We start from the raw sequence: 23,571 nt of genomic DNA on the forward strand, positions 1-23,571 counted from the left end.
GTAAAAATTTAAAAAAGAGCAATCTGCTTGGCAGGGCTCTCGTGTTCCAACAACCATTTTTTTCTATGCAGTCCGCCCGCATAGCCAATGAGGTCTCCGTTGGTTCCGATGACGCGGTGACAGGGCACCACTATCCAAAGTGGATTTTTGCCATTGGCCGAGGCTACTGCACGAATGGCTTTTACATCTCCCAACTTCTTGGAAAGTTCCAAATAAGAAACGGTTTTTCCAAAAGGAATTTCAAGTAGGGCCTCCCACACCTTTTTTTGAAAATCGGTGCCCGAAGGGTTCAGTTTGAGGTCGAATTGCTGGCGGGAACCTTCAAAATATTCCTTGAGCTGATAGACGGCATCTTCCAATACTTCAGGAATTATCCCAATCGGTCTTTTTTCGTCCAAAATGGATATGGAAGCAAGTCCTTCTTCATCGCCCTGAAACTCTGCAATTCCCACAGGAGTTTGTAAATAAGCGATTTCCATCAGTCTACTTTATTTTTTCCTTCAATGATTCCCAAACGCTTGGCGCGGGTCTCCCAGTTCCTCCTGGCGAGCACCTGGAGGTCTTCCACATTGTCACTTTCGTCCATGATCTCCAATCCGAGTAGGGTCTCTATCACATCTTCCATGGTCACCAGACCGCTCACGGAGCCATATTCGTCCACGATAAGGGAAACGTGTTCCCTGTTCTCCACAAGCTTCTCGAAGAGCTCGGGAATGGGCTTGGACCGGATGGTCACCAAAATATCCCTTCGGATGGTGGAAAGGCTTTCATTGCCTTTTTTGTTAATGATGGCCTCCAAGAGTTCATCTTTCAGGAAAAAGCCCGTGATGTTGTCCATACGGTCTTTGTAGAGGGGAATCCTGGAAAAGCGCAACGGTCGATTCGCTTCAAAAAATTCTTTGATGGTCATGTCTTCCGAGGCAATTTTGAGCACGGTCCTCGGGGTCATCACATCCTTGGCCTTGATCTGTTCAAACCGGAGCAGGTTTTTGATGACCTTGGATTCCGATTCCTGAAAGACACCTTCTTCATGGGCAATCTCCGTCATCGCCGTAAAATCTTCCCGGCTCAGTACACTGCCATGGTGGCCCTTTCCGATAAGTTTGGTGAACAACTGTAGTACCCACAAAAGGCCGGTCCATTTCATGATGAACACCATGACGGTGAGGGATTTTGCCGTAAAGTTGGCCAATTGCTTCCAAAAAGTGGCCCCAATGGTCTTGGGAATGATCTCAGAGGTGACCAGGATCAAAATCGTCATGATAGTGGAAACAATCCCCACCATAAGATCTTCGGTAAACCGGAACCCCAGGATGGTGCGTTCGGTGGCTCCGTACATTTCAGCATAGGCCGCCTTGGCCTGCACCCCTACCAAAATGGCGCCCACCGTATGTGCAACGGTATTCAGGGTAAGGATGGCAATCAAGGGTTTATCCACATCCTTTTTAAGGAACTCGAAAGTGGAGGCATACTCTTTCCCTTCCTGTTTTTTCACATTGATGAACGTTGGGGTGATGCTGAGCAGCACGGCCTCCAAAATGGAGCACAAGAAGGAAAAAAAGATTGAAATTAGGGCGTAAAAAATCAGTAGTCCCATGGATTGTTATAGCTTGAGTACCAAGATAACGAATAGGAATCAATTTTTAGGTTGGATTCCCTCGGCTTTATAAAAAACATCCTGAAGTGCCTGCCGAATGTCCAAACTATACAATTCACGGTGGTCTCTATTGGGATAAACGCGATTGGACAGAAAAATGAAGGTCAATTTTTTCACGGGATCTGCCCAAACGAAGGTTCCTGTAAACCCGGAATGGCCAAAACTTTCCGGTGAAGCCAAAGGGGAAGGGTAGGCTTCCTCCAACGGAAGTTCAGCATTGTTCAATAATGGTTTATCAAACCCCAATCCTCTATAATTTTCATTTTCAGGATATTGGACCCTAGTGAATTCTTTGACCGTGGTTTCGGAAATGAGCTGCTGACCATTCGCGGCACCATAGTTTTGATAGAACAGCATGATTTTGGCGAGGTCATCGGCCGTTCCGAAGAGTCCCGCATTGCCAGAAACACCTCCCATCAACGATGCATTTTCGTCATGGACCCATCCTTTCACCAAGGTTTTTCGGAAAAGGGTATCGACCTCTGTGGGCACAATGGCGTTTGCATAGTGTTTGCTACTGGGCAGATAGCCCAAGGTGTGACAGGCCAGAGGCCCATAAAAATTATCTTGCAGATAGGTCTGGTAGTCTGTTCCGGTGATTTGTTCGATCAATCTAGGAAAGATGAGAAAAGTAAGCCCCGAGTACACGTATTTTTTCTCCTCGGACACATCGGAACGGTTGATGATGCGATCCATTTTCCGCACGAAGCGATGGTTGATGTAAAGGGCATCATACACTTGCCCGGTGAATTTTTTGTTGGGTGACTGCTGCACAAAACGGGATTTCAGCTTTCCCTTTCGCATTACTTTCTGAAGGAAGACAATGTAGGGTTCCAATCCGGCCTGATGGGCCAATATTTCACGGAGGGTAAGGTCTTTTTTGTCCTTTTGTTTTCTCCAAGGCTTCCAATAGGTGCTGAAAGGGACATCCAAGTTTAGCTTGCCCTCGTCCACCAACTTCATCAAGGCAGGCAACGGGCCGGTAATCTTGGTCACCGAGGCCAGGTCATACAGGTCGTTGAGGGCCACGGGTTGGATGCTATCATAAGTGTGGAACCCATATGCTTTGTGAAAAATGATCGTGTCGTTTTTGGCCACTAGGACCTGAGCCCCGGGAAAGGCTTCGTTTTTGATGCCCATTTCCATGATGGAATCCACTTTTTGGTCGATATAGGCCTCGTCGAACCCTAATGTTGAGGGTAGGGCATGGATGAGTTCATATTGGGCCGTTCCCAATTGGAAACAAAGCACAAAAAACAGAAACGAGAGGATGATTTTCTTCATGGGCTATCCTAGTGTGCGGACAAAATCTTTGGCAAAATAACTGGCAATGATGTTGGCCCCAGCCCTTTTGATCGCGGTCAATTGTTCCAACATCACGGCATCGTGGTCCAACCACCCTTTTTCGGCTGCGGCCTTTACCATGGCATATTCGCCTGAAACCTGATAAACGGCAACAGGAACATCTACTTCGTTACGGATTTCACGGACGATATCCAAATAGCACAGTCCAGGTTTTACCATGACGATATCGGCACCTTCATCAATGTCCAATTGGGTCTCCCGAATGGCTTCATACCGATTGGCATAATCCATCTGATAGGTTTTCTTGTCCTTGGGAACATTGGCCATATCCACGGGGGCTGAATCGAGCGCATCCCGGAACGGACCGTAAAAGGCACTGGCATATTTTGCGGAATAGGCCATGATTCCCGTATCGGTGAAACCTTCGTCTTCCAAAGCTTCGCGAATGGTAAGGATGCGTCCGTCCATCATATCGCTGGGTGCCACAAAATCGGCCCCGGCTTGGGCATGGGATACACTCATCTCGGCCAACACTTCTGCCGTTTCGTCATTTAAGATCTGTCCTTCGGCCACAATACCATCATGGCCATAAGAAGAAAATGGGTCCAGGGCCACATCGGTCATCACCAACATTTGGGGACAGGCATTTTTGACGGTTTTTATGGCACGCTGCATCAATCCGTTGGGGTTGAGTGCCTCGGTGCCCTTATTATCTTTCAGTTTGTCATCAACCTTTACAAAAAGTAGCACGGAACACAATCCCATGTTCCACAGTTCCTTCACTTCTTTTTCCAGTTGGTCCAAACTGAGGCGAAAATAGTTGGGCATGGAGGGAATCTCTTCCCTAATGCCTTTGCCTTCGGTCACAAAAAGGGGGACCAAAAAATCATCTGGGGTCACAATGGTCTCGCGAACCAATCTTCGGATGGATGCTGAGGCACGGAGTCTTCGGGTTCGTATCAGTGGGTACATGGTTTTCAGTTTTTATATAAATATATTGCCAAATAGGTTGTTTCGTGATTACAGCTCCGTAGGAGCATCAATATGGATAGCCTTGATAGAGGCGAAATATAGATAGCCCCAGCGGGGCGGTATTATACGTCATCAAAAAGATAATTGTTGTCATAATCTATTTGAAAAGTTTCTAAAAATGCAACATATTCTTCTTTGAACGATTTCTTCGCATGGTGCTTTTCTTGGTTTTTGATGTATTGTACAATTTTGTCGAGATGAGAATGGCTGTAGGAAAATGCACCAAACCCGGTCTGCCATTCAAATTTACCCTTTATCCATCTTTTTTCATTGATAAACCTTGATGAATTGGCCTTGATGTCCCTTACCAAATCTGATATGGATTTATTTGGTTTCAAGCCAATCAGGATATGGATATGATCTGACATTCCATTAATGGCTATCAATTTTTGTCCTTCATTGCTTATTATTCCTGTAATGTATTTATATAACTCATCTTTCCACTGGGGTGCAATGAGATTTTGCCTGCCCTTTACAGCAAAAACAATTTGGATGTACAATTGTGAATAGGTGTTTGCCATAAAATCATACCACCCCTACGGGGTTAATTTTTGATTCGTCATCAATTTTCTTTGATTCATCATCAATTTTCTAGAAATATGATGCTCCTACGGAGCTATTTAAACCCAATCTTTTGGGTTTTGCAGCACTTGGATCAATTTTTCCTCGTTACTTCCTTTTTCTGGGTGATGATCATAGCGCCATTGAACGTGGGGGGGGAGGCTCATCAAAATGCTTTCGATGCGACCATTGGTCCGAAGCCCAAAAAGGGTGCCCTTGTCGTGTACCAAATTGAACTCGACATAGCGCCCTCTGCGAATCTCTTGCCAATCCCTATTTTCCTGTGAATAAGGAAGTTCCATTCTTTTTGTAACAATTGGTATATAAGCTTCCAGAAAACTGTCACCTACTTCGGTGACAAAGTTGTACCAGTCTTCCATACCCATGGTTTCGGTTGCTTTGCAATAGTCAAAGAACAGACCGCCCACGCCCCTGGCCTCGTTACGGTGTGCATTCCAGAAATAGTCGTCGCATTTCTTTTTGTAGGCGGGATAAAATTCGGGATGGTGGGCATCACAGGCCTTTTTGCAAGTCAGGTGAAAATGTTTGGCGTCTTCCTCGAACAAATAGTAGGGGGTAAGGTCCTGTCCGCCGCCAAACCATTGGTCAACGATTTTTCCCTCTTTGTCATACATTTCAAAATAGCGCCAATTGGCATGCACCGTCGGTACCATCGGATTCTTGGGGTGAAGGACCAAGCTGAGACCGCAGGCAAAGAAATCAGCATCTTCGACCCCGAAATAGGTTTGCATGCTTTTGGGCAGTTCCCCAAAAACCTTGGAAATGTTTACACCACCTTTTTCAAAAACGGCACCGTTTTCTATCACACGGGTCCTGCCACCACCACCTTCCGGACGTTCCCACAAATCTTCCTGGAACAAGGCCTTTCCATCCACTTCTTCTAGTTTGGAAGTAATGGTGTCCTGTAGTTTTTGAATGTATTCGTAAAATTTCTCCTTCATGATTCTATAATATGTACCAATTGGTCTTTTAAAGCTGATAAATCGGTATTTTCTTCAATTTTAACAGAGGCCAAGGCCATTTTTTGAAGAATGGAAATGATTTCCTCTTCGGATTTTTCGAAATTTCCTTCAAAAATGAACCGTCCCACGGCGTTGTTGTGCAGATCCATTGCTTTGGCCAGTGCTATGTTTGGAAAAGCTTCTTCATGCCAGTCGGTCACCTTTTTTGCCCACTCAGAAACGATGCTCTCTTTTTTGCTCCACTTCAAGCATCTTTTGGCAATCAAATAATTCCAATGCGCATGCCGGAAAGCGTTGGCCGGGCCATTTTTATGGTGCAACTTGCCATAATGCGCCGTGGAGATTTTGATACAATCCTTAGTGGCCTTTATTGTCGGGAAAATGAACAGTGGCCTGCCCATGCCCAACAAAATACCTTTCAGTATGTGTTTGAAATTAACCCGTTTTACTATTGAAAATGGGTTCACTCCTTGTATTCTTTTACGGCATCAATGAATGCCTTCGCGTTTTCCAATGGGATGTTGGGCAATATGCCGTGACCGAGGTTCACCACATACTTGTCCTTTCCAAACTCACGGATCATTTGATGGACCATGGTTTTGATTTTCTCTGGAGGGGACAGCAATCGGGCCGGGTCAAAATTTCCTTGCAGGGTAATATTGCCACCGGACAGGTACCTTGCGTTTTTAGCAGAGCAGGTCCAATCCACGCCCACCGCGGAAGCTCCCGATGTGGCCATCTCTTTGAGGGCAAACCAACATCCTTTTCCGAAAACGATGACTGGCGTTTCATCTTTCAGCGCATCTACGATTTGCTGGATATAGGGCCACGAAAATTCTTGATAATCGGTTGGGGACAACATGCCTCCCCAGGAATCAAATACCTGAACGGCGTTCACTCCCGCTTTTACCTTTGCTTTCAGATAGGCAATCGTGGTATCGGTGATTTTTTGGAGCAGTTGGTGTGCAAGTTCGGGTTGGGTGAAGCAAAATCCACGGGCCTTATCAAAGCTTTTGCTCCCTTGGCCTTCCACACAGTAGCACAAAATGGTCCACGGTGACCCGGCAAAGCCGATCAACGGAATCTCATCGTTCAATTTTTCCTTGGTCATGGTTATGGCGTCCATCACATAGCCCAACGTGTCCTGGATATTGGGAACAATGACCTTTTCGAGGTCTTCCTTGGTGCGGATGGGGTTGGGCAGATAAGGTCCAAAATTGGGTTTCATCTGCACTTCGATGTCCATGGCTTGCGGAATCACCAGAATATCGCTAAAGAGAATAGCGGCATCCATACCATATCTTCGGATGGGCTGCACGGTGATTTCGGAAGCCAATTCCGGGGTCTGGCATCGTGTGAAAAAGTCGTATTTTTTGCGGAGCTCCATGAACTCTGGCAAATAGCGACCGGCTTGACGCATCATCCATACGGGAGGCCTGTCCACGCTCTCACCTTTCAATGCCCTAAGGAACAAATCATTTTTGATCATACTTTCAATTCTTTTATGGCTTGGACCAACACGTTTTCCACGGTTGGCTTATTGGCTATTATAATGTTCTTCGAATGTTTTTTGGCTTCGGATGCCGTGGTTTCCCCAATGCAGAACAAGGTGCTGTTTTTCACGGTATTTTCCAAAAGAAAGCTTTGGATGCCCCGTGGGCTAAAGAACAGAATCCCCTCAAAATCCGTAGAAAAGGCTTTTGGATTGAGGTTGGAGCTATAAACGATGACTTCTTTATACCAAATGTTATTTTTTGAAAAGATATGGGGAAGATCATCCCTTCGCTGCTGCCCGCAGACGAACACAAAGGCTTCACTCGAGTGGTTTTCCACTATGAATTCACCTAAATCCGATGCATATTCGGTCATTTTCACCACTTCTAGTCCATTGGATTCCAAAAGGGATTTGGTTTTTTCCCCTACGCAAAAGGAACGGAAGACCGTGCGGTCCAAACCTTTGGTTTGTTGGAGAAAGGCACTTACGGCATTCCTGCTCGTAAAAATATAATTCTGATGGCCCAACGGTATTTTGGTGTCTAGGAATTCGATTTTGAGGGCATCATATTCCACCAAGCCCAGGCCAGAATTCAGGAACAGTTCTTTTTGGGATGGGGTGAGTATTTTAGTGGAGAGCACTGTTTTCATTTCTGATTTCCTGCATCAATTTGTCCCCGCCGTTGGCCAAAACTTCCTTGGCGCATACTTCCCCAAAGCCTTTGGCTTCGGACAATTTCACCTCTTTTTTGATCTCGACCTTCCTTTTTCCATCCAAAGAAAATACAGCGCCCCCAAAAAATACCTTTTGGTCTTTAATCTGTGCCAACGCACCTATTGGGGCAGTACAGCCTCCTTCCAACGTCCGTAAAAAGTCGCGCTCTATTTTGGTGGCCAGTTTCGACTCGGAATGATTCAGTTTGGCAAGGGCCTCGCGTGAATACTTGTCATTTTCCATGGCTACCACCAGCATGGCTCCCTGTGCCGGCGCGGGAATCATCCAGTCCAAATAAATGGCATCCTTGGGCAGCAATTTGATACGTTCCAGACCGGCTTGGGCAAAAATGGCGCCTTGCCAATCGTTTTCAATGAGTTTGATCAAACGGGTATTCACATTGCCCCTTAAATCCACCACTTGATGGTTGGGGAAGCGGTTCAGCCATTGGGCCTTCCGCCGTAGGCTCCCTGTGGCAATCGTCGCCGGAGCGTCCGATTCCAAAAAAGAGGAACCTTTGTGGACCAAAACATCGTGGGAGACAGCTCGCTCCAGAACGGCCGCCTGGACAATGCCCTTGGGCAATTGGGTGGGCACATCTTTCATGGAGTGCACGGCAATATCGATTTGACCCTGCAACATGGCCACATCCAAAGTCTTGGTGAAAATCCCGGTCACGCCCAGTTCGTACAAGGGCTTGTCCAGCACTTGATCACCGATGGATTTGGTGGGCACCAAAGTGGTGTCGTACCCCAATTTTTCGAGTTTTTCCTGTACAGTGGTAGCTTGCCACAGTGCCAGTTCGCTGTCGCGGGTGCCTATTCGTATGATCTTGCTCATTTCGAATCGAGTTCTAACTGGAACACCTTTTGAATGAGTTCAAGACTGTCCTCGGTATCTGCATCGGCGCTCTTCAAGTGGTTGGCGAACTGCTTGGTGATCTTTTGGATGATACGGTCGGAAATCATCTCGGCCTGATCTTGGTTGAAATCGGTCAATTTTTTGGAATGAAAATCGATTTCTTCGGCCTTCATGGTCCTAAGTTTTTCCTTCAAAGCGTTGATGACCGGGGCAAACTTTCGTGTTTCCAGCCACTTGAGGAAATCCTTTTTCACCTGTTCTATGATAGCCTCGGCCTTGGGGACATATTCTTTTCGTTTGGCCAGCGTATCGTCTGTGATCTGTGAGAGTTGGTCCAGGTGCACTAAAGAAACATTCTCCAGTTCCAGTACATCGTCCGAAACGTTCTTGGGAACCGAAAGGTCCAAGACCAACAACGGTTTTTTGGGATGGATCAAGGCTTTGGACACGGTGGGCAATTGGGCCCCGGTGGCTACGACCAAAATATCCGCTTTGCGGATTTCGGTCTGGAGATCGCCATAATCCTTGACCGTCAGATGGAACTTTCCCGCAATGTCCTCCGCTTTCTCCCGGGTCCTGTTGATCAAGGTAATGTGGGAGTTATTGGAATGCTTGATCAGGTTTTCACAAGTGTTCCTTCCGATTTTCCCTGTTCCGAACAAAAGAATGTTCTTTTCGGAAATGTTGGGAACGTTGTCCAAGATATATTTTACCGATGCAAAGGCTACCGATGTGGCACCGGAAGAGAGCTCGGTCTCATTTTTGATGCGCTTGCTGGCTTGGATCACCGCATTGCACAGGCGCTCCAAAAATGGGTTGGCCATATCATATTTCCGAGCCCTATAAAAACCTTGCTTGATTTGGCTGATAATTTCAAAATCGCCCAAAATCTGGCTGTCCAGACCCGTACCCACTTTGAACATGTGCGAAATGGCATCATGGTTCTTGTACACGTAGGCCACTTCCTGGAATTCTTCGACGGTGCCTTGGGTTTGGTCGCAAAGCAGTTTGATGAGTTGGTAGGGGTGTTGGGCAAAACCGTACAGTTCGGTTCGGTTGCAGGTGGATATCGCCAGAAGGCCATCCACTCCCAATTCTTTCGCCTTCACCAATATTTGGTCAATGGCAGGAACATCCAGACTGAACTTTCCTCTCACCTCTGCATCTGCCTTCTTGTAACTCAACCCGACGGCGTAGAAAGAATTATGTTTTGAAATATGGTAGTTCCTCATAAAGGATATAATCGCAGCACAAAATTAACAGTGTTCATTCGTATAAAATAACGCTAGCGGAACTCTATCGGGATTGTGGCGATATCCAAGGTTTAAATTTTGCATAAAATCTGCTGATGCATTGATTTTATTGGTAAATTTGATGAATAACAATTTAATTTAGAGCGATTCTAAATTAATGATTTGTAAAATCGACTCAAAGAATCCATATGAAAAATATCGCTGAAGGTTCCTATGATGAAATTTTGGTGGAAGATGGGATTTTTATCCTTAAAATCCAGAACGATACCAAAGAACCAAAAATCATTGCAAGGGATATTGACAGTTCCTACATCCAGTTCCATTTTTGTTTGAAGGGCCGCTCCAGGTTCAATTTCAATGAAGGAAACTATTTTTTGGAAGTGAACGAGGAAAACTCTCTCCTGCTGTACAACACCCAAAAAGACCTTCCGTTGGATCTGGTGGTTTCGCCCAATTCCTGGTTGTTGTCGGTGGTGATGACGATTCGGAAGTTCCATTCGCTGTTTTCCAGTGAAGCGGACTACATTCCCTTTTTGAGCGAGGACAACAAGGAAAAGAAATACTATTCGCAGGAAATGGTGTCACCGGCCATTGCCGTAGTATTGAGCCAGTTGATGAACTACAACCTGCACCCGTCCATCAAAAAGTTGTATCTGAAGGGCAAGGTGTTCGAGTTGATTTCCCTCTATTTCAACAAAACCGAGGATGCCGATCTGGAGCAATGCCCTTATTTGGCGGATGAGGACAATGTGCGGCGCATCAAAATGGCGAAGGAAATCATCATTTCACGAATGGCCGAACCGCCTACCTTGGCCGAGCTATCCGAAGAAGTGGGATTGGGCTTAAAAAAATTGAAGGAAGGGTTCAAACAGATCTATGGCGATTCCGTTTACGGCTTTTTGTTCGATTACAAAATGGAGTATGCCCGAAAAATGTTGGAATCCGGCAAGCACAATGTAAATGATGTGGGACTCAAGGTTGGTTACAGTACGGCAAGCCATTTTATTGCCTCGTTCAAAAAGAAGTTCGGCACCACACCCAAAAAATATGTAACTTCAAACGTGTAAAAAAGTATCATGAAACAAATCCTATTTGCCTTGTTGGGCATTGCACTGATGACCCAAGTATCGGCCCAAGATGACCCCTCCGAAAAAACCAAAGAAACCAAAATGCCAGAATTGGTGCTGGTCTTCACCAAAACGGCGGGCTATCGGCATCAATCCATTGAAAAAGGAGTACAGACCTTTCGGGAACTGGGCCGAAAAAATGGTTTTATTGCCCTGCAAACCGAAAGCAGCGACGATTTTACTCCGCAGAACCTGAAAAATTACAAGCTGATCGTTTTCTTGAACACCACTATGGATGTGCTGAACGAGGCCCAACAAAAGGCCTTTGAATCCTACATCAGGAATGGGGGGAGTTACCTAGGGGTGCATGGCGCGTCAGATACCGAATACGATTGGCCTTGGTATGGAAAATTGGTTGGGGGTTATTTTGTGAGCCACCCCGAACAACAAAAGGCCAAAATTGATGTGTTGGACAACACCCACCCATCCACGGTCCATTTATCCAATGTTTGGATGCATTTTGATGAATGGTACAACTTCAAGGACCTGAATCCCGATGTGCATGTACTGTTAAAATTGGATGAATCCAGTTATAAAGGTGGCACCAATGGGGATAACCATCCCATTGCCTGGTATCACGAATACGATGGGGGCAGGGTCTTTTACACCGGTTTGGGGCACCCCGAAGCAGCCTATGATGAACCTGAATTTCGCCAGCACCTTTTGGGCGCCATTGAATGGTGTTTAAAGCGAAAGTAAGGTAGGCCTTGCCACGATGATCCCAATATTGCTTTTGATGTTCTTGAGGTAATCTGCCAAAGGCAGTTCACTGATTTCCACTTCTCCATTTTTACTGGAGGCATGCAGTAGATGTAACCGCCCATCGGGCTGGTGGATGGCAATACCGGTATGGGTCACATCCAATCCTTTGATGGAAGTGGCTAAGGCAATGATATCCCCCGATTGGATGAGATGTTCCTTGCTTTGGATGTCTTCTTTGGGCAGATAGCACAATGTTTCATGCGCCAAATCCTGTTCCACCTGTTGCATGGCCTGAAAGTTCTCGTCACTGGCCAAAAAGGGGTATAGGTCGCGGTGCGTTCCCATAAAATCGATGGACTTTTCCAGTTCCACACCGCCAATTTCTGCTGTGACATCTTCCACTAAACCCTTCTTCTGATTGTTTCGAATCCACTCCGTAAAGTAATGTAAGCGTGAAGGATAACCATTCATATCCCCGTTTCTATACCGAATGGTTTCAAGGTTTTTGACAAAAGCATCGAAATCCGTTTCCTGCTTTCTCAGCATCAGGCTGAAAGCCATCACATTTTCCACAAAAGTGGTGCAATCCAAGCCGCTGAAATTCACCACCAAGGTTTCGGTGTCGCCAATCTCCAGTGTTTTTTCCACATAGGGGACACCCAAAAAAGATTTTCCAACGACCATGATGGTATCGCCCAAACTGCTGGCTTGGGTCTTCTCCAAAGCAGCCATTTTCGACCCAAAAAGCGTTTTGTCCTTTGGGGAACAAGTGATTTGTTGGGCATGTCCAAAGCCCCCCAAAAGCAGAAGTAGCATAACAATTTTAGGAGTCGATTTCATCTTTTTCATTTTGTTGTATCATTACCCTTGTCCGGGCGATGCTCTCAGGGTAATTTTCCTGCAAATACACGATTAATTTTTCTCGAACGTGCACCCTAAGGTCCCATGCCGTGGGCGAGTCCTTGGCACTCATCAGGGCACGGACCTCCACAGAGCTGGGCTTGCTGTCCGTCACCTGCAAAACGTTTACCTTTCCATCCCAAAGATCGGTGTTTTCCAGTATGCGGGTCAGTTCTTCGCGAAGTTTGTCAAAAGGGACATCATAATCCACATAGAGGAACACGGTGCCCAAAATGTCGGCAGAGGTCTTGGTCCAATTCTGGAAAGGCGTATCGATAAAATAGGGTGTGGGCACGATCAGCCGCCGCTTGTCCCAAATGGCAACGACCACATAGGTCAGGGTGATTTCCTCGATTCGGCCCCATTCCCCTTCCACGATCACCACATCGTCCAGTTTGATGGGCTGTGCAATGGCTATCTGGATGCCGGCCAAAATGGTGCCGATGAATTTTTGGGCCGAAAAACCAATGATGATCCCGGCCACCCCGGCCGATGCAAAGATACTGATCCCCAACTCCCGTATCCCTTCAAAGCTCATCAAGGCAAAACCAATGGCCAAGAGGAGGATGATAAAAATGAAGATCCGCTCCAAAATGGTGAATTGGGTATAGACCTTCCGTGCTTTCAGATTGTCGGCCACCCCCACATCATAGTTCCGAATGACAATTTGTTTAACGATTTTCAAGAGGGCGATCATTACCCAACTCATCGCAAAGATGAACAGCAGGGTACTTGCTTTTCGAAACCAAAACCCCTCACCTTCCACGTTCAAAAGATCTCGAAGGGCCTTTATCCTGAGGAACACGGAAAGGAAAATCAGCAATAAGGGCACGGCCAGTTTTTGGAAGGATCCCGAAGGGAGCAAATATTTGGGACTCTTGCCCAATCTTTTGAGTACAACCGAAGCGCCCCAATACAGAAGGACCAAAACCACTATGGTGATCCCCAAATAGATGAGCGACTCCTTGGAAGCGTTGTCAAAAAAAGACTCCATATCCACAAAAATAAGGAGAAATGTCCACAGACAAGGGCTTGAACAAAATCGAGATTAATTATCCCATCATCAGAAACTCTTTTGAGGGGTCCGAGGTCAAAGTCGGAACCGTGTTGTATTTTTGCTGCTTAAACCATATCATCGTGCAAAAAGGAGTTTTATTGGTCAACTTGGGATCCCCCGACAGTCCTACCGCCAAGGACGTAAAACCGTATCTGGATGAATTTTTGATGGACGAGCGCGTCATCGATGTGAATCCCGTTTTGAGGAACATCATCGTCCGCGGGATCATCTTGAATACACGTCCTAAAAAATCGGCGGAAGCCTATTCCAAGATTTGGTGGGAAGAAGGTTCCCCCTTGATCGTGATTTCCCAAAGATTTGCCGAAAAGGTGCAAAAGCAGATCCAGTTGCCCGTAGCCCTGGGGATGCGTTATGGCTCCATGTCCATTAAAAAGGCATTGCAGGAATTGAAGCAAAAAGGGGTCGACGAGGTGTTTTTGGTGCCCCTCTACCCACATTATGCCATGTCATCTTACGAAACCGTTGTGGTAAAGGCGTTTGAAGTGCAGCAAAGGGATTTTCCGGAAATGCAGCTCACCACGTTGCCCGCCTTTTACAGTAATCCCGAATACATCAAGATCCTTTCGCAAAGTATCGCTGAAGGGTTGAAAGGGTTTGATTATGACCATATCCTCTTTTCCTATCATGGGATCCCGGAGCGGCACATCAAAAAATCCGATCCCACCAAGTTCCATTGCCAGTTGAACGGACAGTGCTGTAAGACCAATTCCGTGGCCCACCATACCTGTTACCGGCACCAATGTTACGACACCACCGAATTGGTGAAAAAAGAATTGGGTCTACCCGAAGACAAGGTAAGTACTTCTTTCCAGTCCAGACTGGGCAGCGATCCTTGGCTGCAGCCCTTTACCGATAAGGAGTTTGAACGGTTGCCCAAAGAAGGGGTCAAAAAACTGGCCGTCATTACCCCTGCCTTTGTCAGTGATTGTTTGGAAACGCTGGAGGAAATTGCGATGGAAGGCAAGCACCAGTTCCAAGAAGCTGGGGGAGGGGACTACATCCACATCCCTTGTTTGAACGATCGGGACGATTGGGCCGGATTGATGGCAAAATGGATCAATACATGGGCTGGAAAAAATGCCTTGCCCGAAACCCACATCCGATAGATGCCGTAAAAAAGAAGAGAACAAAAAAATTGCTATGAAAATTGAACATTTGGAGCAAGAGCTCCAACCCCTGCGCGAACGACTCAAAAAGCACCCACTTTATGCCCAACTGGAATCGGTGGAGGACATCAAGACCTTCATGGAGAGCCACGTGTACGCGGTTTGGGATTTTATGTCGCTCTTAAAGGCCCTCCAACAAAACCTTACAAGTGTCGGCTTGCCCTGGCATCCGGCGAGCGATACCGCTGTGGCACGTTTCATCAATGAGATCGTGTTGGAAGAAGAGACCGATTTCAATGAAAAGGGAGAGCCCAAAAGCCATTTCGAAATGTATTTGGATGCGATGCAAGAAGTGCATGCGGACACCCAAAAAGTCTGTGCGATCCTTTCTTCCTTTACCGATCTAAAAGATATTTCAAACCAAATTGAAGCAACCGAACTGGATCAGGCAGAAAAAAACTTCCTTCAGTTTACGTTCAAGGTCATCAACACCCAACAACCCCATATCATTGCAGCTGCCTTCACCTTTGGGAGGGAAGACGTGATCCCTGATATGTTCTTGGGGATCATAGAGCAATCCGGGGAAAACGGTCCGGGCAATTACAAAAAATTGGAATACTACCTCAAGCGGCATATTGAGCTGGACGGTGACGAACACGGACCCTTGGCCCTGCGGATGATCAAGGCCCTCTGCGGTTCCGATGGCCAAAAATGGAATGATGTTTTGGCATACAGCAAGCAGGCACTTCAGTGTAGAATAGAGCTTTGGGACAGTATTGCCGAAAAACTGAAAGAGAACAAGGGTAATTTGGTGAATGCGTTGTAGCTTTGGGACAGATTTACCGCTCATTCAATATAAAATCCGAAGAATACCCCTGGCATGGCCAAAGTAACCTCTGACGAACTCGGGCAGGAACCCATTGGAAAATTAGTGATCAAACAGGCCGTACCCGCATCCATCGGGATCTTGGTGATGTCCCTGAACGTGCTGGTCGATTCCATTTTTGTGGGGAATTGGATAGGTTCCATTGCCATTGCCGCCATCAACGTGGTGTTGCCCGTGTCCTTTTTTATTGCCGCCTTGGGGATGGCCATCGGTATCGGTGGTTCCAGTATCATTTCCCGGGCCCTGGGTGCCAATAATCGGGAAAAGGCCCTCAAAACCTTCGGGAACCAGATTACCTTGACCCTGTTGGTGACCATCACCATGGTGGCCCTTGGGCTGTACTATGTGGACACCCTCATCCCTGCTTTTGGGGGCAAAGGTTCCATATTCGAGCCGGCAAAAATTTATTACACCATCATTTTGTATGGGGTTCCGTTCTTGGCCCTTTGTATGATGGGGAACACGGTGATCCGTGCCGAGGGGAAACCCAAATTTGCGATGATCGCCATGATCATTCCCTCGGTTGGCAACCTGTTGATGGACTACGTGTTCATTTACGTTTTTGACTGGGGCATGGAAGGGGCGGCATGGGCCACCACGGTAGGGTACCTGCTGTGTTTCTTTTACGTCCTTTATTTTTTCCTATCAAAAAACTCAGAATTAAAGATAGACCTCTCCCATTTTGGATTAGATCGCCCCATCCTTCGGGAAATTGGTTCGTTGGGCTTTGTGACCTTGGCCCGACAAGCGGTGACCAGCATCACCTATCTCCTGATGAACAATATATTGTTCAATCTGGGCGGGGAGGCCATGGTGGCGGTCTATGCCATTATCGGAAGGATGTTGATGTTCGCCCTGTTCCCTGTTTTCGGGGTCACCCAAGGTTTCTTGCCCATTGCGGGCTACAATTACGGTGCGATGAAGTACGATCGGGTAAAGGAATCCATCTACACGGCCATCAAATATGCGGCCTTGGTGGCGACCCTCGTCTTTGTGGTACTGATGGTTTTCCCGTCGGAAATTGCTTCTTTGTTTTTGAGCAATCGTCCCGAACTGTCCGCAGAAGAAATCGCCACCAATAATTTTGTGTTGCAGCATACACCGATGGCCATGCGATTGGTATTTGCCGCTACGCCCATCATTGCCATACAGTTGATCGGGGCCGCTTATTTTCAGGCCATTGGCAAGGCCATTCCGGCCCTATTGCTGACCTTGACCCGTCAAGGCTTCTTCTTTATCCCATTGATCTTGGTACTGCCCCATTTTATGGGTGAAATAGGCGTATGGCTCTCATTCTGCATAGCCGACGTGCTTTCCACTATTGTCACGGGCTACTTTTTAAAGAAGGAAATCGATGTCAACCTCCAATCGGGATCAGGGATAGCTGAGAAGTAATCCTTTCCGGACTTTTCCCCTCTTTCAATTTTTTTTGGGTTTTTTCGGGAACAATCCGAATGATCTTTCCATTTTCCTCATCGGTGAGCAAGTATAATTTTCCGCTGGGGCTTTGTGCCACTTTTCTGGAGCGGATCCTATCGTCCAGAAATAGTTCTTCGGCACTTTTCAGGGTGTCGCCCTCAAGGTGAAACCGCCACAGGCTGCCTCTGGAGAGACCCGGGACCAAAAGATTGTTTTTCCATTGGGGAAATTCATCACCTGTGTAAAAGCAAAGTCCGGTCGGGGCCACGGTGTGGTGCCAAAACCATGCGGGTGGGGTAAATTCCACACCATGCAATCTAGGAGGTTTGTAATCCTCGCTCCGCAAACGTCCCGTTGTACTGTTGGGCCAACCATAATTGGCACCTGCCTTTAGGATATTGATTTCATCCCCTTGGATGGTGCCGTGTTCCGTGAACCAGAGATTGCCCGTTTCAGGTTGGAGCGCAAGGCCTTGGGTGTTTCTGATGCCCATCGCAAAAATGCTCGGAACTGCATCTTCACCAAATTGAGGATTATCTTCCGGGATGGTTCCGTCCAGATTAAAACGATGGATTTTTCCCCTCGGGTCCGTTGGGTCCTGTGCAATGGGCAAAGCCGGTTCATCGTGCTCCCAAAAAAGTCGCTCGCCAACGGTGAGGTACAGTTTTTGGTCCGGACCTATGGCCATTCCACCTCCGTAATGGTAATTGATGTAGGCAAAGGGCTCTGCTACCAAAATGGTCTTTAGATGGGTCAACGAATCGTTTTCCAGTTGGGCCTGGACAAATTTTGTGGTCTTGCCCACCCCTTTCTTTTTGGCGGCGTAGGAAAAATAAATTTTTTGGTTTTCCTTAAAATTGGGGTGGAGCAGAACTTCAAAAATGCCGGAGTTGTCCCCCACATGCACAGCACCGATACTGTCCGTTAAGTCTTCAGGAAACCCTTTGATGATTTTCTTGGTTTGTTTCTGAAGGTCGATTTTTACCATATCCCCATTCTTTTCGGTGACCAAGGCTTCATTGTCATTTAGGAAAGCAATGCTCCAAGGACGGTTCAGTCCCTCAAAAACGATTTCTTTTTTGGGCAGAATGGGATTTTGTGAAAGATGGGTCCGGTCTGGGTTCTTACAACCGATCAAAACCAGGACCATCAAAAATAAATAAGAGCGCATAGGATCAATTTTATCCCAAATGACCTTCAAATGGAACGGTCTGGCTTTAAAAATCATGATCTTTAAAACGATTTTCAATTAAGAGAGGCGGTACTGTTTCTTGTACTGCGAGGGGGTCAGGTTGGTGAAGGACTTGAAGGCCAGATTAAAAGAGGTCACATTCCCAAAACCCGAATCGTATGCTATGGACACGATTTTTTCCTCTTTTCCAACGGACGAGACCAAGAGTTTTTTGGCCTTTTCTATACGATAAGAATTCACGAATTCGGAAAAATTCATCCCCTTGCCCTCATTCACCACTTGTGAAAGGATCCGGGGAGATGTTTCCAGGGATCGGGCAACATCGCCCAGGGACAATTTTGGGTTCAGGTAGATTTCTTCTGTTTCAAAAAGTGAGACAATGGAATCCAACAGGTTTTTGGACAAGGAAGTGTCGATGTGGGAGGCTGGATATTTTTCAAGCGAAAAAGTATGGTTGCGCAGCAAAAGAAAGGAGAACATATAGACCAAAAGGGTGAAAAACAGGGCCCCGCCAATGTAAAAAGGAATCAACCCGGCGATGTTTCCGATATAGAAGGCCCAAATCAATCCCACACCAATGACCAAGTTGCGGTACCATTGATGGATCTTGGGTTGGACACTTTGCGAGTTCTTGGCCAACAACCTTATGGCCAGACCCAAGTACACCAAGAGATGGACAAAAACACCATCATAAATGAAATAGGACAGGGCATCCCCACGATTTGGAATGGCCCAAGAAAGCAAAGTGAACAACAGGTAAGGCAAAAAATGGAGGTAGGAGGTCCAATTCAGTTCCTTACGTTTTTTGAACAGCGTTTCGCCATAGAGCCACAAGCTGGGTCCCACCAATAGGATTCCGGCAATGCCCAGGTTGCGCTGCCACGCCTCAAGATCCATATGCACATTCAGGATGGATTTGCCGATGCGAAGGATCAATCCCAGTATCACCAACACCAAGAATCGGTGTGCCAGGCGATTTCCCTTTTTAAGGGTCAACAAATAAAAGCATAGAAAAATACCTTGGGCGATCCCCAAACTGCAAAGCACCAGGATTACAATGTCATTTTTCACACATTAAAGATAAAAAGTTGAACGCATTGGGTTACTTTGATTACTTTAGAAAATAAACCGACTTTATAAATGAAGAGCTTTGTACCTGTGCTACTATTCGCAACATTAATCATGGCCTGTGCCGAAAAACCTGAAGAAAAAATGTACACCCTGTTTGTTGGAACCTATACCGATGGCGATAGTGAGGGCATCTATACCTATACCTTCGATTCCGGAACGGGCGAATTGGCCAATAAGCAATTGGCGGCCAAATTGACCAGCCCCTCCTATTTGGCCTTGTCCAAAGACCATAAAAACCTCTATGCCGTTCAGGAAACGGCCGATTTTGACAGTTTGGGAGGTGGCGTTACCGCTTTTGCCCTAAAGGATGGGATGTTGGAAATCCAGAACAGTAGTGGGACCCAAGGAGCACATCCCTGTCATGTTTCGCTTTCGGGGGACGGACATTTGGCCGTGGCCAATTATACCGGGGGCAATGTGGCCCTTTTTAAATTAAATGCTGATGGTTCTTTGGGAGATGACCCACAAATCATCGACCACAAAGTATTGGATACCACCAAAACCGCCCATGCCCATATGGCCCAATTCACTGCTGATGGATTGATGGTGACGGATTTGGGATTGGATGCCGTTAAAAGATACGAAGCGAAAAATGGCGAATTCGTACCAGCTTCCCAGCCATCGTTACCCTTTGTTGAAGGCGCAGGCCCACGGCATTTCACCTTTGGTGAAGGCGGAAAGATGCTGTATGTCATCAATGAACTGAACAGCACCATTTCCGTTTTTGAAAAAGATGCGGAGGATCAGTATCAAGAGGTTCAAGTGATTCCAACTTTGGATGAGGGTTACCAAGGCGAAAATGCTTGTGCGGATCTTCATTTATCTCCGGACGGGAAATTCCTGTATGGCTCCAATAGGGGAGAAAATACCATTGTGATTTTTTCGGTGGATGCAGAAAAAGAGACTTTGAGTTTGGTGGGAAGGGAATCCGTCCACGGCGATTGGCCCCGTAATTTTTCCATGGATCCCACCGGGGGATTTTTATTGGTGGCCAATCAAAGGTCAAGCAATATTACAGTGTTCAAAAGGGATAGGGAAAAGGGGACTCTCACTTATTTGAACGAGACCGCATTGCCCAATCCGGTGTGTTTGGTGTTTGAGGATTAGAAATTCAACAATTTGTCACATCGAGTGGAATCGCATGGCGATTTTGTATCGAGATGTGTGAGGTTCTCGATACGATTTCCTTCTGAAATCACTCGAACTGACCTAGGTCTATTTTTTAGCCAGTAAAACAATAACCCCGATCACTATCAAACCAAGAAGCACAGCGAAGAAAATCTTCCAGAAGCTATAAGGGCGCGTACCTGAAATGTTCCCGTTTTCCCCGTTGATGAAAAAATTGTATTCCTTGCCGTTGTACCGATAAGCACTCACATAAACGGGCAAAAGAATGTGTTTGAAAGTTTCCTCCGTCAGTTTCATGTCCATGGAGGTCACCCTTTGGGTGTCACCGCCAATGTCCTGCATGCACCATCGGTTAGCAATGTCACGGGCGACTTCCTTGGAGTGCAGGTGGCCTTCATCCAAAGAAATGGTATATTTTTCAGTCACAAAACCAGATAGAAAACCACTGTTGAACGGTTGGAGTTTCTTCAGATCCCAATAGGCGATCTTTCTTGGAATCCTTCCCGATTTTTGCTGGGAAGCTTTGATCAAGGTATCGTCCACAAAACCCGAAACCTGCCCCGATGCCGGGTACCATCGCGTTTTGCGCACTTGTTGGGTCACCATTTTGCCATTGGCATTGCGCACCCTTCGGGTTTCATAATAATATTCCCCCCGTTGACCCGTGTAAGAGGCATAAAGCTGCGCATCAAAGGTCCAATAGGGAAGGTACAGCCCTTTGGTGAATTGAGGGTCGAGGGCCGCTTTTTTTAGATTGTTGGGGGCAAACCACAACCGTTTCACCCAGTTCCTGAAAATGCGGAACGACTGGTTTTTATCGATTTGAAACGGTAGGACGGCCCCGGGCAAGATCCAATTTTCCGTATAGGCATCCTCCACCACCAAAGGTTGGCCACAATACACACAATGGAGCGATTTATAGTTTTCCTCCACATGTTGGTCGGCACCGCAATTTTTGCAATGCAGCATGGAGATTTCCTCACTATGCCGTTGCGACCCCATTTCCTGCAGATAGGGGTATAGTTCAAGCTCTTCAAAGCCATTTTCGTTGACCGAAATGGCCTCTTCATGACCACAGTACTCACAACTGATATGGGTAGTGCCGGGTTTGTATTTGAGCTCGGCACCACAATTGGCACAGGCTTTTTTGAGTTCTGATTTTTTTACGGGTTCTTCCAATGGCCTTTTGTCATTCTGGTGAAATGATGGGTCCCTTTCAAGGATTGCTTGCTGGTGTCATTCTGGGCAAAGCGAAGAATCTGTTGTTTACGATAGAAGTGAGATACTTCACATTCCCCAGAGTGACAGGTAAAAATTATTGTCCTGGCAATGGCGGTGGGGTATTGCCTCCCAAGAACGATTTCAGTTCCTCCACATCCTTCAAGGCGGTCCAAGCGGCCATGCCCTGTTTCCATACCAAACTGTCACGGTTAACGGTGCGCGATGCAAAAAGAGATTGCAATTGCTCAAAGGTTACGGGACCATGCTGTACCCCATTTGATGCATAATAATATAGAGTCTGTGCCGGCATTGGTGGTGGAACGGCCCCACCCGTGGGCTGCCCTGTGGCTTGGGGTGCAGCTTGGGTGCCACCGCCCATTAGGTTGCCCATTTGTTGGGCTAGAACAAAGCCCATACCCATGCCCATTCCGGCACCAGCGGTTCCGCCTTCGTTTTGGGCAGCGGCCTCGATGGCCTTGGCAGCCTTGAACTTGGCCAATTTGTCCAAGTCCAGTTTGTCGATGCGGCTATACTCGAAAATCTCTTTCTTGAGCTCTTCGGGCATGGAGACGTTCTCGATATAGAATTTCTCCAAGGAAATGCCCACCGACTGAAATTCCGGGGCCATCACCTCGCGACAGGTATCGGAAAGTTCAGTGGTGTTCGCTGCATACAGTTCGATAGGAAGATTGGCCTTGCCCACCGTATTGGTAAAGCGGGTAGCGATCAGGCTCTTCAGGTGCTCGTTGATTTCGAAATTGGTGAAGTTGCTGTCCGTGCCCACAATATCCTTGATGAACTTCCCGGCATCGGACACCTTAAAGGCGTAGGTGCCAAATGCCCTGATCTCCACAAGGCCAAAACGGTCGTCACTCAAGGTGATGGGACTTTTGGTGCCCCATTTTTCGTCGGTGAACAGATGGGTGTTTACAAAGTAAACCTCCGCTTTAAAAGGGGAGTTAAAACCATATTTCCACCCTTTCAACGTAGCCAAAATAGGTAGGTTTTGGGTGGTGAGGTCGTAGGTGCCGGGCCCGAATACATCGGCCAATTGCCCTTCGTTGATGAAAACGGCGGTCTGGCCTTCACGGACAATCAGTTTTGCCCCGTTCTTGATTTCATTTTGATAACGCTCAAAGCGATGCGCAATGGTGTCATCGGTATAGTCGAGCCACTCGACAATGTCGATAAACTCGTTACTGAGTTTTTCCTTGATCTTTCCAAAAATATCCATGGTCGTGTTTTTAGTTTATTTGTCCTTCAATGTATTAAAAAAGAGGAATACTTCCATTAGATTAGTGTGAAATGGAAGTAATTTGTTACAAGATGAAATGAGGACAGATATTCATTTTATCCTTACTCCACCTTGCACGAAGTATCGGCTATGATCTTCCAGTCCCCATCCACTTTTTTGAGCACCAACATAAAAATACCATGTAAATTGCCCACGGGTCTGGTCAAATGGTATTCGCCCATCACCGTATAGGCACCGTCATTGATTTTGGAAATGTCGTTAGTGACGAATTCCAAATGGCCAAAATGGTCCTTGGACGGATAGCTTTTCTTGTATCGGTCCAAAGTGTTCTGCCAGCCCTTCACCACGCCGGAACTTCCATAAAAAGTAAGTTCATCGGATTTCCAATAGGTCTCCATGAACCGTTCAATGTCGTAATTGTTCCAAGCCGATTGCTGCACGGAAAGTACTTCCGCAATGGCGTCCTTATCCTCCTGTTCGTCCGTAGTCTGCGCAACGCAAAACAAGGGCAGAACAAAGAGCAGGCACAACACTTTTTTCATGTCGATATTTTTTTAGAATCCAA

The 23,571-nt window shown here is 46.7% G+C and carries 24 protein-coding genes; 6 read left to right on the plus strand and 18 right to left on the minus strand.

Annotation, left to right across the window (positions count from 1 at the left end; all coding sequences use genetic code 11):
- Positions 1-8: 8 nt before the first annotated feature.
- The 11 genes from SD450_RS03600 to hemA form a co-directional block, all read right to left on the minus strand.
- On the minus strand, positions 9-479 hold the full coding sequence (locus SD450_RS03600) for a methylated-DNA--[protein]-cysteine S-methyltransferase (protein ID WP_318343268.1): 471 nt from the start codon (positions 477-479) through the stop codon (positions 9-11).
- Positions 479-1,597 (minus strand): CNNM domain-containing protein, encoded by a 1,119-nt coding sequence (locus SD450_RS03605; RefSeq protein WP_318343269.1) that lies wholly within the window; start codon positions 1,595-1,597, stop codon positions 479-481. The genes SD450_RS03600 and SD450_RS03605 overlap by 1 nt, the downstream gene beginning before the upstream one ends.
- Before the next feature lie 39 nt (positions 1,598-1,636).
- Positions 1,637-2,941, minus strand: a complete 1,305-nt coding sequence (locus SD450_RS03610) for a serine hydrolase domain-containing protein (protein WP_318343270.1) — start codon at positions 2,939-2,941, stop codon at positions 1,637-1,639.
- A gap of 3 nt (positions 2,942-2,944) precedes the next feature.
- Positions 2,945-3,934 (minus strand): porphobilinogen synthase, encoded by a 990-nt coding sequence (gene hemB / locus SD450_RS03615; RefSeq protein ID WP_318343271.1) that lies wholly within the window; start codon positions 3,932-3,934, stop codon positions 2,945-2,947.
- A 122-nt stretch (positions 3,935-4,056) separates the two neighbouring features.
- Positions 4,057-4,515, minus strand: a complete 459-nt coding sequence (gene tnpA, locus SD450_RS03620; RefSeq protein WP_318343272.1) for an IS200/IS605 family transposase — start codon at positions 4,513-4,515, stop codon at positions 4,057-4,059.
- A 99-nt stretch (positions 4,516-4,614) separates the two neighbouring features.
- Entirely contained in the window at positions 4,615-5,517 is a 903-nt protein-coding gene (hemF, locus tag SD450_RS03625; protein WP_318343273.1) for an oxygen-dependent coproporphyrinogen oxidase, read from the minus strand.
- Positions 5,514-6,005 carry a DUF6973 domain-containing protein gene (locus tag SD450_RS03630; protein WP_318343274.1) on the minus strand — a complete coding sequence of 164 codons (492 nt, stop codon included), beginning with the start codon at positions 6,003-6,005 and terminating at the stop codon, positions 5,514-5,516. The genes hemF and SD450_RS03630 overlap by 4 nt, the downstream gene beginning before the upstream one ends.
- Positions 6,002-7,027, minus strand: a complete 1,026-nt coding sequence (gene hemE / locus SD450_RS03635; protein ID WP_318343275.1) for a uroporphyrinogen decarboxylase — start codon at positions 7,025-7,027, stop codon at positions 6,002-6,004. The genes SD450_RS03630 and hemE overlap by 4 nt, the downstream gene beginning before the upstream one ends.
- Positions 7,024-7,683 carry a uroporphyrinogen-III synthase gene (locus SD450_RS03640; protein ID WP_318343276.1) on the minus strand — a complete coding sequence of 220 codons (660 nt, stop codon included), beginning with the start codon at positions 7,681-7,683 and terminating at the stop codon, positions 7,024-7,026. The genes hemE and SD450_RS03640 overlap by 4 nt, the downstream gene beginning before the upstream one ends.
- Positions 7,661-8,587 carry a hydroxymethylbilane synthase gene (gene hemC, locus SD450_RS03645; protein ID WP_318343277.1) on the minus strand — a complete coding sequence of 309 codons (927 nt, stop codon included), beginning with the start codon at positions 8,585-8,587 and terminating at the stop codon, positions 7,661-7,663. Before hemC ends, SD450_RS03640 begins: the two co-directional genes overlap by 23 nt.
- Positions 8,584-9,840: a glutamyl-tRNA reductase gene (hemA, locus tag SD450_RS03650; protein ID WP_318343278.1), complete on the minus strand. Its 1,257-nt coding sequence runs from the start codon at positions 9,838-9,840 to the stop codon at positions 8,584-8,586. The genes hemC and hemA overlap by 4 nt, the downstream gene beginning before the upstream one ends.
- Before the next feature lie 209 nt (positions 9,841-10,049).
- Here hemA and SD450_RS03655 point away from each other — a divergent pair, with 209 nt between their 5' ends.
- Together SD450_RS03655 and SD450_RS03660 are read left to right on the plus strand one after the other, a co-directional pair.
- Positions 10,050-10,928, plus strand: coding sequence for an AraC family transcriptional regulator (locus SD450_RS03655; protein WP_318343279.1), 879 nt, complete (start codon positions 10,050-10,052; stop codon positions 10,926-10,928).
- A gap of 9 nt (positions 10,929-10,937) precedes the next feature.
- Positions 10,938-11,687, plus strand: a complete 750-nt coding sequence (locus tag SD450_RS03660) for a ThuA domain-containing protein (protein WP_318343280.1) — start codon at positions 10,938-10,940, stop codon at positions 11,685-11,687.
- Here the strand turns inward: SD450_RS03660 and SD450_RS03665 are convergent.
- Both SD450_RS03665 and SD450_RS03670 read right to left on the minus strand, forming a co-directional pair.
- Positions 11,673-12,506: an N-acetylmuramoyl-L-alanine amidase-like domain-containing protein gene (locus SD450_RS03665; RefSeq protein ID WP_318343281.1), complete on the minus strand. Its 834-nt coding sequence runs from the start codon at positions 12,504-12,506 to the stop codon at positions 11,673-11,675. The two genes, SD450_RS03660 and SD450_RS03665, sit on opposite strands and share 15 nt — an antisense overlap.
- Positions 12,507-12,513: 7 nt before the next feature.
- Entirely contained in the window at positions 12,514-13,584 is a 1,071-nt protein-coding gene (locus SD450_RS03670; protein ID WP_318343282.1) for a mechanosensitive ion channel family protein, read from the minus strand.
- A gap of 143 nt (positions 13,585-13,727) precedes the next feature.
- Between SD450_RS03670 and hemH the strand changes: the two genes are divergently transcribed.
- Genes hemH through SD450_RS03685 form a run of 3 tightly spaced genes read left to right on the plus strand, consistent with a single transcriptional unit; the run spans position 13,728 to position 17,055 of the window.
- Positions 13,728-14,774, plus strand: coding sequence for a ferrochelatase (gene hemH / locus SD450_RS03675; RefSeq protein WP_318343539.1), 1,047 nt, complete (start codon positions 13,728-13,730; stop codon positions 14,772-14,774).
- Between the two features lie 34 nt (positions 14,775-14,808).
- Positions 14,809-15,600, plus strand: a complete 792-nt coding sequence (locus SD450_RS03680; protein WP_318343283.1) for a DUF3050 domain-containing protein — start codon at positions 14,809-14,811, stop codon at positions 15,598-15,600.
- Between the two features lie 54 nt (positions 15,601-15,654).
- Positions 15,655-17,055 carry an MATE family efflux transporter gene (locus tag SD450_RS03685; protein WP_318343284.1) on the plus strand — a complete coding sequence of 467 codons (1,401 nt, stop codon included), beginning with the start codon at positions 15,655-15,657 and terminating at the stop codon, positions 17,053-17,055.
- Here SD450_RS03685 and SD450_RS03690 read toward each other — a convergent pair.
- Together SD450_RS03690 and SD450_RS03695 are read right to left on the minus strand one after the other, a co-directional pair.
- Positions 17,018-18,250 carry a PQQ-dependent sugar dehydrogenase gene (locus SD450_RS03690; protein WP_318343285.1) on the minus strand — a complete coding sequence of 411 codons (1,233 nt, stop codon included), beginning with the start codon at positions 18,248-18,250 and terminating at the stop codon, positions 17,018-17,020. The two genes, SD450_RS03685 and SD450_RS03690, sit on opposite strands and share 38 nt — an antisense overlap.
- 78 nt (positions 18,251-18,328) lie before the next feature.
- The gene (locus SD450_RS03695) at positions 18,329-19,342 is read right to left on the minus strand and encodes a helix-turn-helix domain-containing protein (RefSeq protein ID WP_318343286.1); all 1,014 of its coding nucleotides are present in this window, start codon (positions 19,340-19,342) and stop codon (positions 18,329-18,331) included.
- Positions 19,343-19,411: 69 nt separating this feature from the next.
- Between SD450_RS03695 and SD450_RS03700 the strand changes: the two genes are divergently transcribed.
- The gene (locus tag SD450_RS03700) at positions 19,412-20,509 is read left to right on the plus strand and encodes a lactonase family protein (RefSeq protein WP_318343287.1); all 1,098 of its coding nucleotides are present in this window, start codon (positions 19,412-19,414) and stop codon (positions 20,507-20,509) included.
- Between the two features lie 108 nt (positions 20,510-20,617).
- Here SD450_RS03700 and SD450_RS03705 read toward each other — a convergent pair whose 3' ends face one another.
- The 3 genes from SD450_RS03705 to SD450_RS03715 all read right to left on the minus strand — a co-directional run bounded on the left by SD450_RS03705 (position 20,618) and on the right by SD450_RS03715 (position 23,548).
- Complete coding sequence (locus tag SD450_RS03705; RefSeq protein WP_318343288.1) at positions 20,618-21,709, minus strand: DNA helicase PriA; 1,092 nt, start codon at positions 21,707-21,709, stop codon at positions 20,618-20,620.
- Positions 21,710-21,845: 136 nt separating this feature from the next.
- Positions 21,846-22,985, minus strand: a complete 1,140-nt coding sequence (locus tag SD450_RS03710) for an SPFH domain-containing protein (RefSeq protein ID WP_318343289.1) — start codon at positions 22,983-22,985, stop codon at positions 21,846-21,848.
- A 122-nt stretch (positions 22,986-23,107) separates the two neighbouring features.
- On the minus strand, positions 23,108-23,548 hold the full coding sequence (locus tag SD450_RS03715; RefSeq protein WP_318343290.1) for a YybH family protein: 441 nt from the start codon (positions 23,546-23,548) through the stop codon (positions 23,108-23,110).
- Positions 23,549-23,571 lie beyond the last annotated feature (23 nt).

It is taken from the genome of Flagellimonas baculiformis, assembly GCF_033441575.1.
In the GTDB taxonomy this organism is placed as follows: domain Bacteria; phylum Bacteroidota; class Bacteroidia; order Flavobacteriales; family Flavobacteriaceae; genus Flagellimonas; species Flagellimonas baculiformis.

Bases quoted from the DNA above. Each gene is read 5' to 3' on its own strand.
- SD450_RS03600 (WP_318343268.1), bottom strand. From the start codon at position 479: ATGGAAATCGCTTATTTACAAACTCCTGTGGGAATTGCAGAGTTTCAG.
- SD450_RS03605 (WP_318343269.1), bottom strand. From the start codon at position 1,597: ATGGGACTACTGATTTTTTACGCCCTAATTTCAATCTTTTTTTCCTTC.
- SD450_RS03610 (WP_318343270.1), bottom strand. From the start codon at position 2,941: ATGAAGAAAATCATCCTCTCGTTTCTGTTTTTTGTGCTTTGTTTCCAA.
- hemB (WP_318343271.1), bottom strand. From the start codon at position 3,934: ATGTACCCACTGATACGAACCCGAAGACTCCGTGCCTCAGCATCCATC.
- tnpA (WP_318343272.1), bottom strand. From the start codon at position 4,515: ATGGCAAACACCTATTCACAATTGTACATCCAAATTGTTTTTGCTGTA.
- hemF (WP_318343273.1), bottom strand. From the start codon at position 5,517: ATGAAGGAGAAATTTTACGAATACATTCAAAAACTACAGGACACCATT.
- hemE (WP_318343275.1), bottom strand. From the start codon at position 7,027: ATGATCAAAAATGATTTGTTCCTTAGGGCATTGAAAGGTGAGAGCGTG.
- SD450_RS03640 (WP_318343276.1), bottom strand. From the start codon at position 7,683: ATGAAAACAGTGCTCTCCACTAAAATACTCACCCCATCCCAAAAAGAA.
- hemC (WP_318343277.1), bottom strand. From the start codon at position 8,587: ATGAGCAAGATCATACGAATAGGCACCCGCGACAGCGAACTGGCACTG.
- hemA (WP_318343278.1), bottom strand. From the start codon at position 9,840: ATGAGGAACTACCATATTTCAAAACATAATTCTTTCTACGCCGTCGGG.
- SD450_RS03655 (WP_318343279.1), top strand. From the start codon at position 10,050: ATGAAAAATATCGCTGAAGGTTCCTATGATGAAATTTTGGTGGAAGAT.
- SD450_RS03660 (WP_318343280.1), top strand. From the start codon at position 10,938: ATGAAACAAATCCTATTTGCCTTGTTGGGCATTGCACTGATGACCCAA.
- SD450_RS03665 (WP_318343281.1), bottom strand. From the start codon at position 12,506: ATGCTACTTCTGCTTTTGGGGGGCTTTGGACATGCCCAACAAATCACT.
- SD450_RS03670 (WP_318343282.1), bottom strand. From the start codon at position 13,584: ATGGAGTCTTTTTTTGACAACGCTTCCAAGGAGTCGCTCATCTATTTG.
- SD450_RS03680 (WP_318343283.1), top strand. From the start codon at position 14,809: ATGAAAATTGAACATTTGGAGCAAGAGCTCCAACCCCTGCGCGAACGA.
- SD450_RS03685 (WP_318343284.1), top strand. From the start codon at position 15,655: ATGGCCAAAGTAACCTCTGACGAACTCGGGCAGGAACCCATTGGAAAA.
- SD450_RS03690 (WP_318343285.1), bottom strand. From the start codon at position 18,250: ATGCGCTCTTATTTATTTTTGATGGTCCTGGTTTTGATCGGTTGTAAG.
- SD450_RS03700 (WP_318343287.1), top strand. From the start codon at position 19,412: ATGAAGAGCTTTGTACCTGTGCTACTATTCGCAACATTAATCATGGCC.
- SD450_RS03710 (WP_318343289.1), bottom strand. From the start codon at position 22,985: ATGGATATTTTTGGAAAGATCAAGGAAAAACTCAGTAACGAGTTTATC.
- SD450_RS03715 (WP_318343290.1), bottom strand. From the start codon at position 23,548: ATGAAAAAAGTGTTGTGCCTGCTCTTTGTTCTGCCCTTGTTTTGCGTT.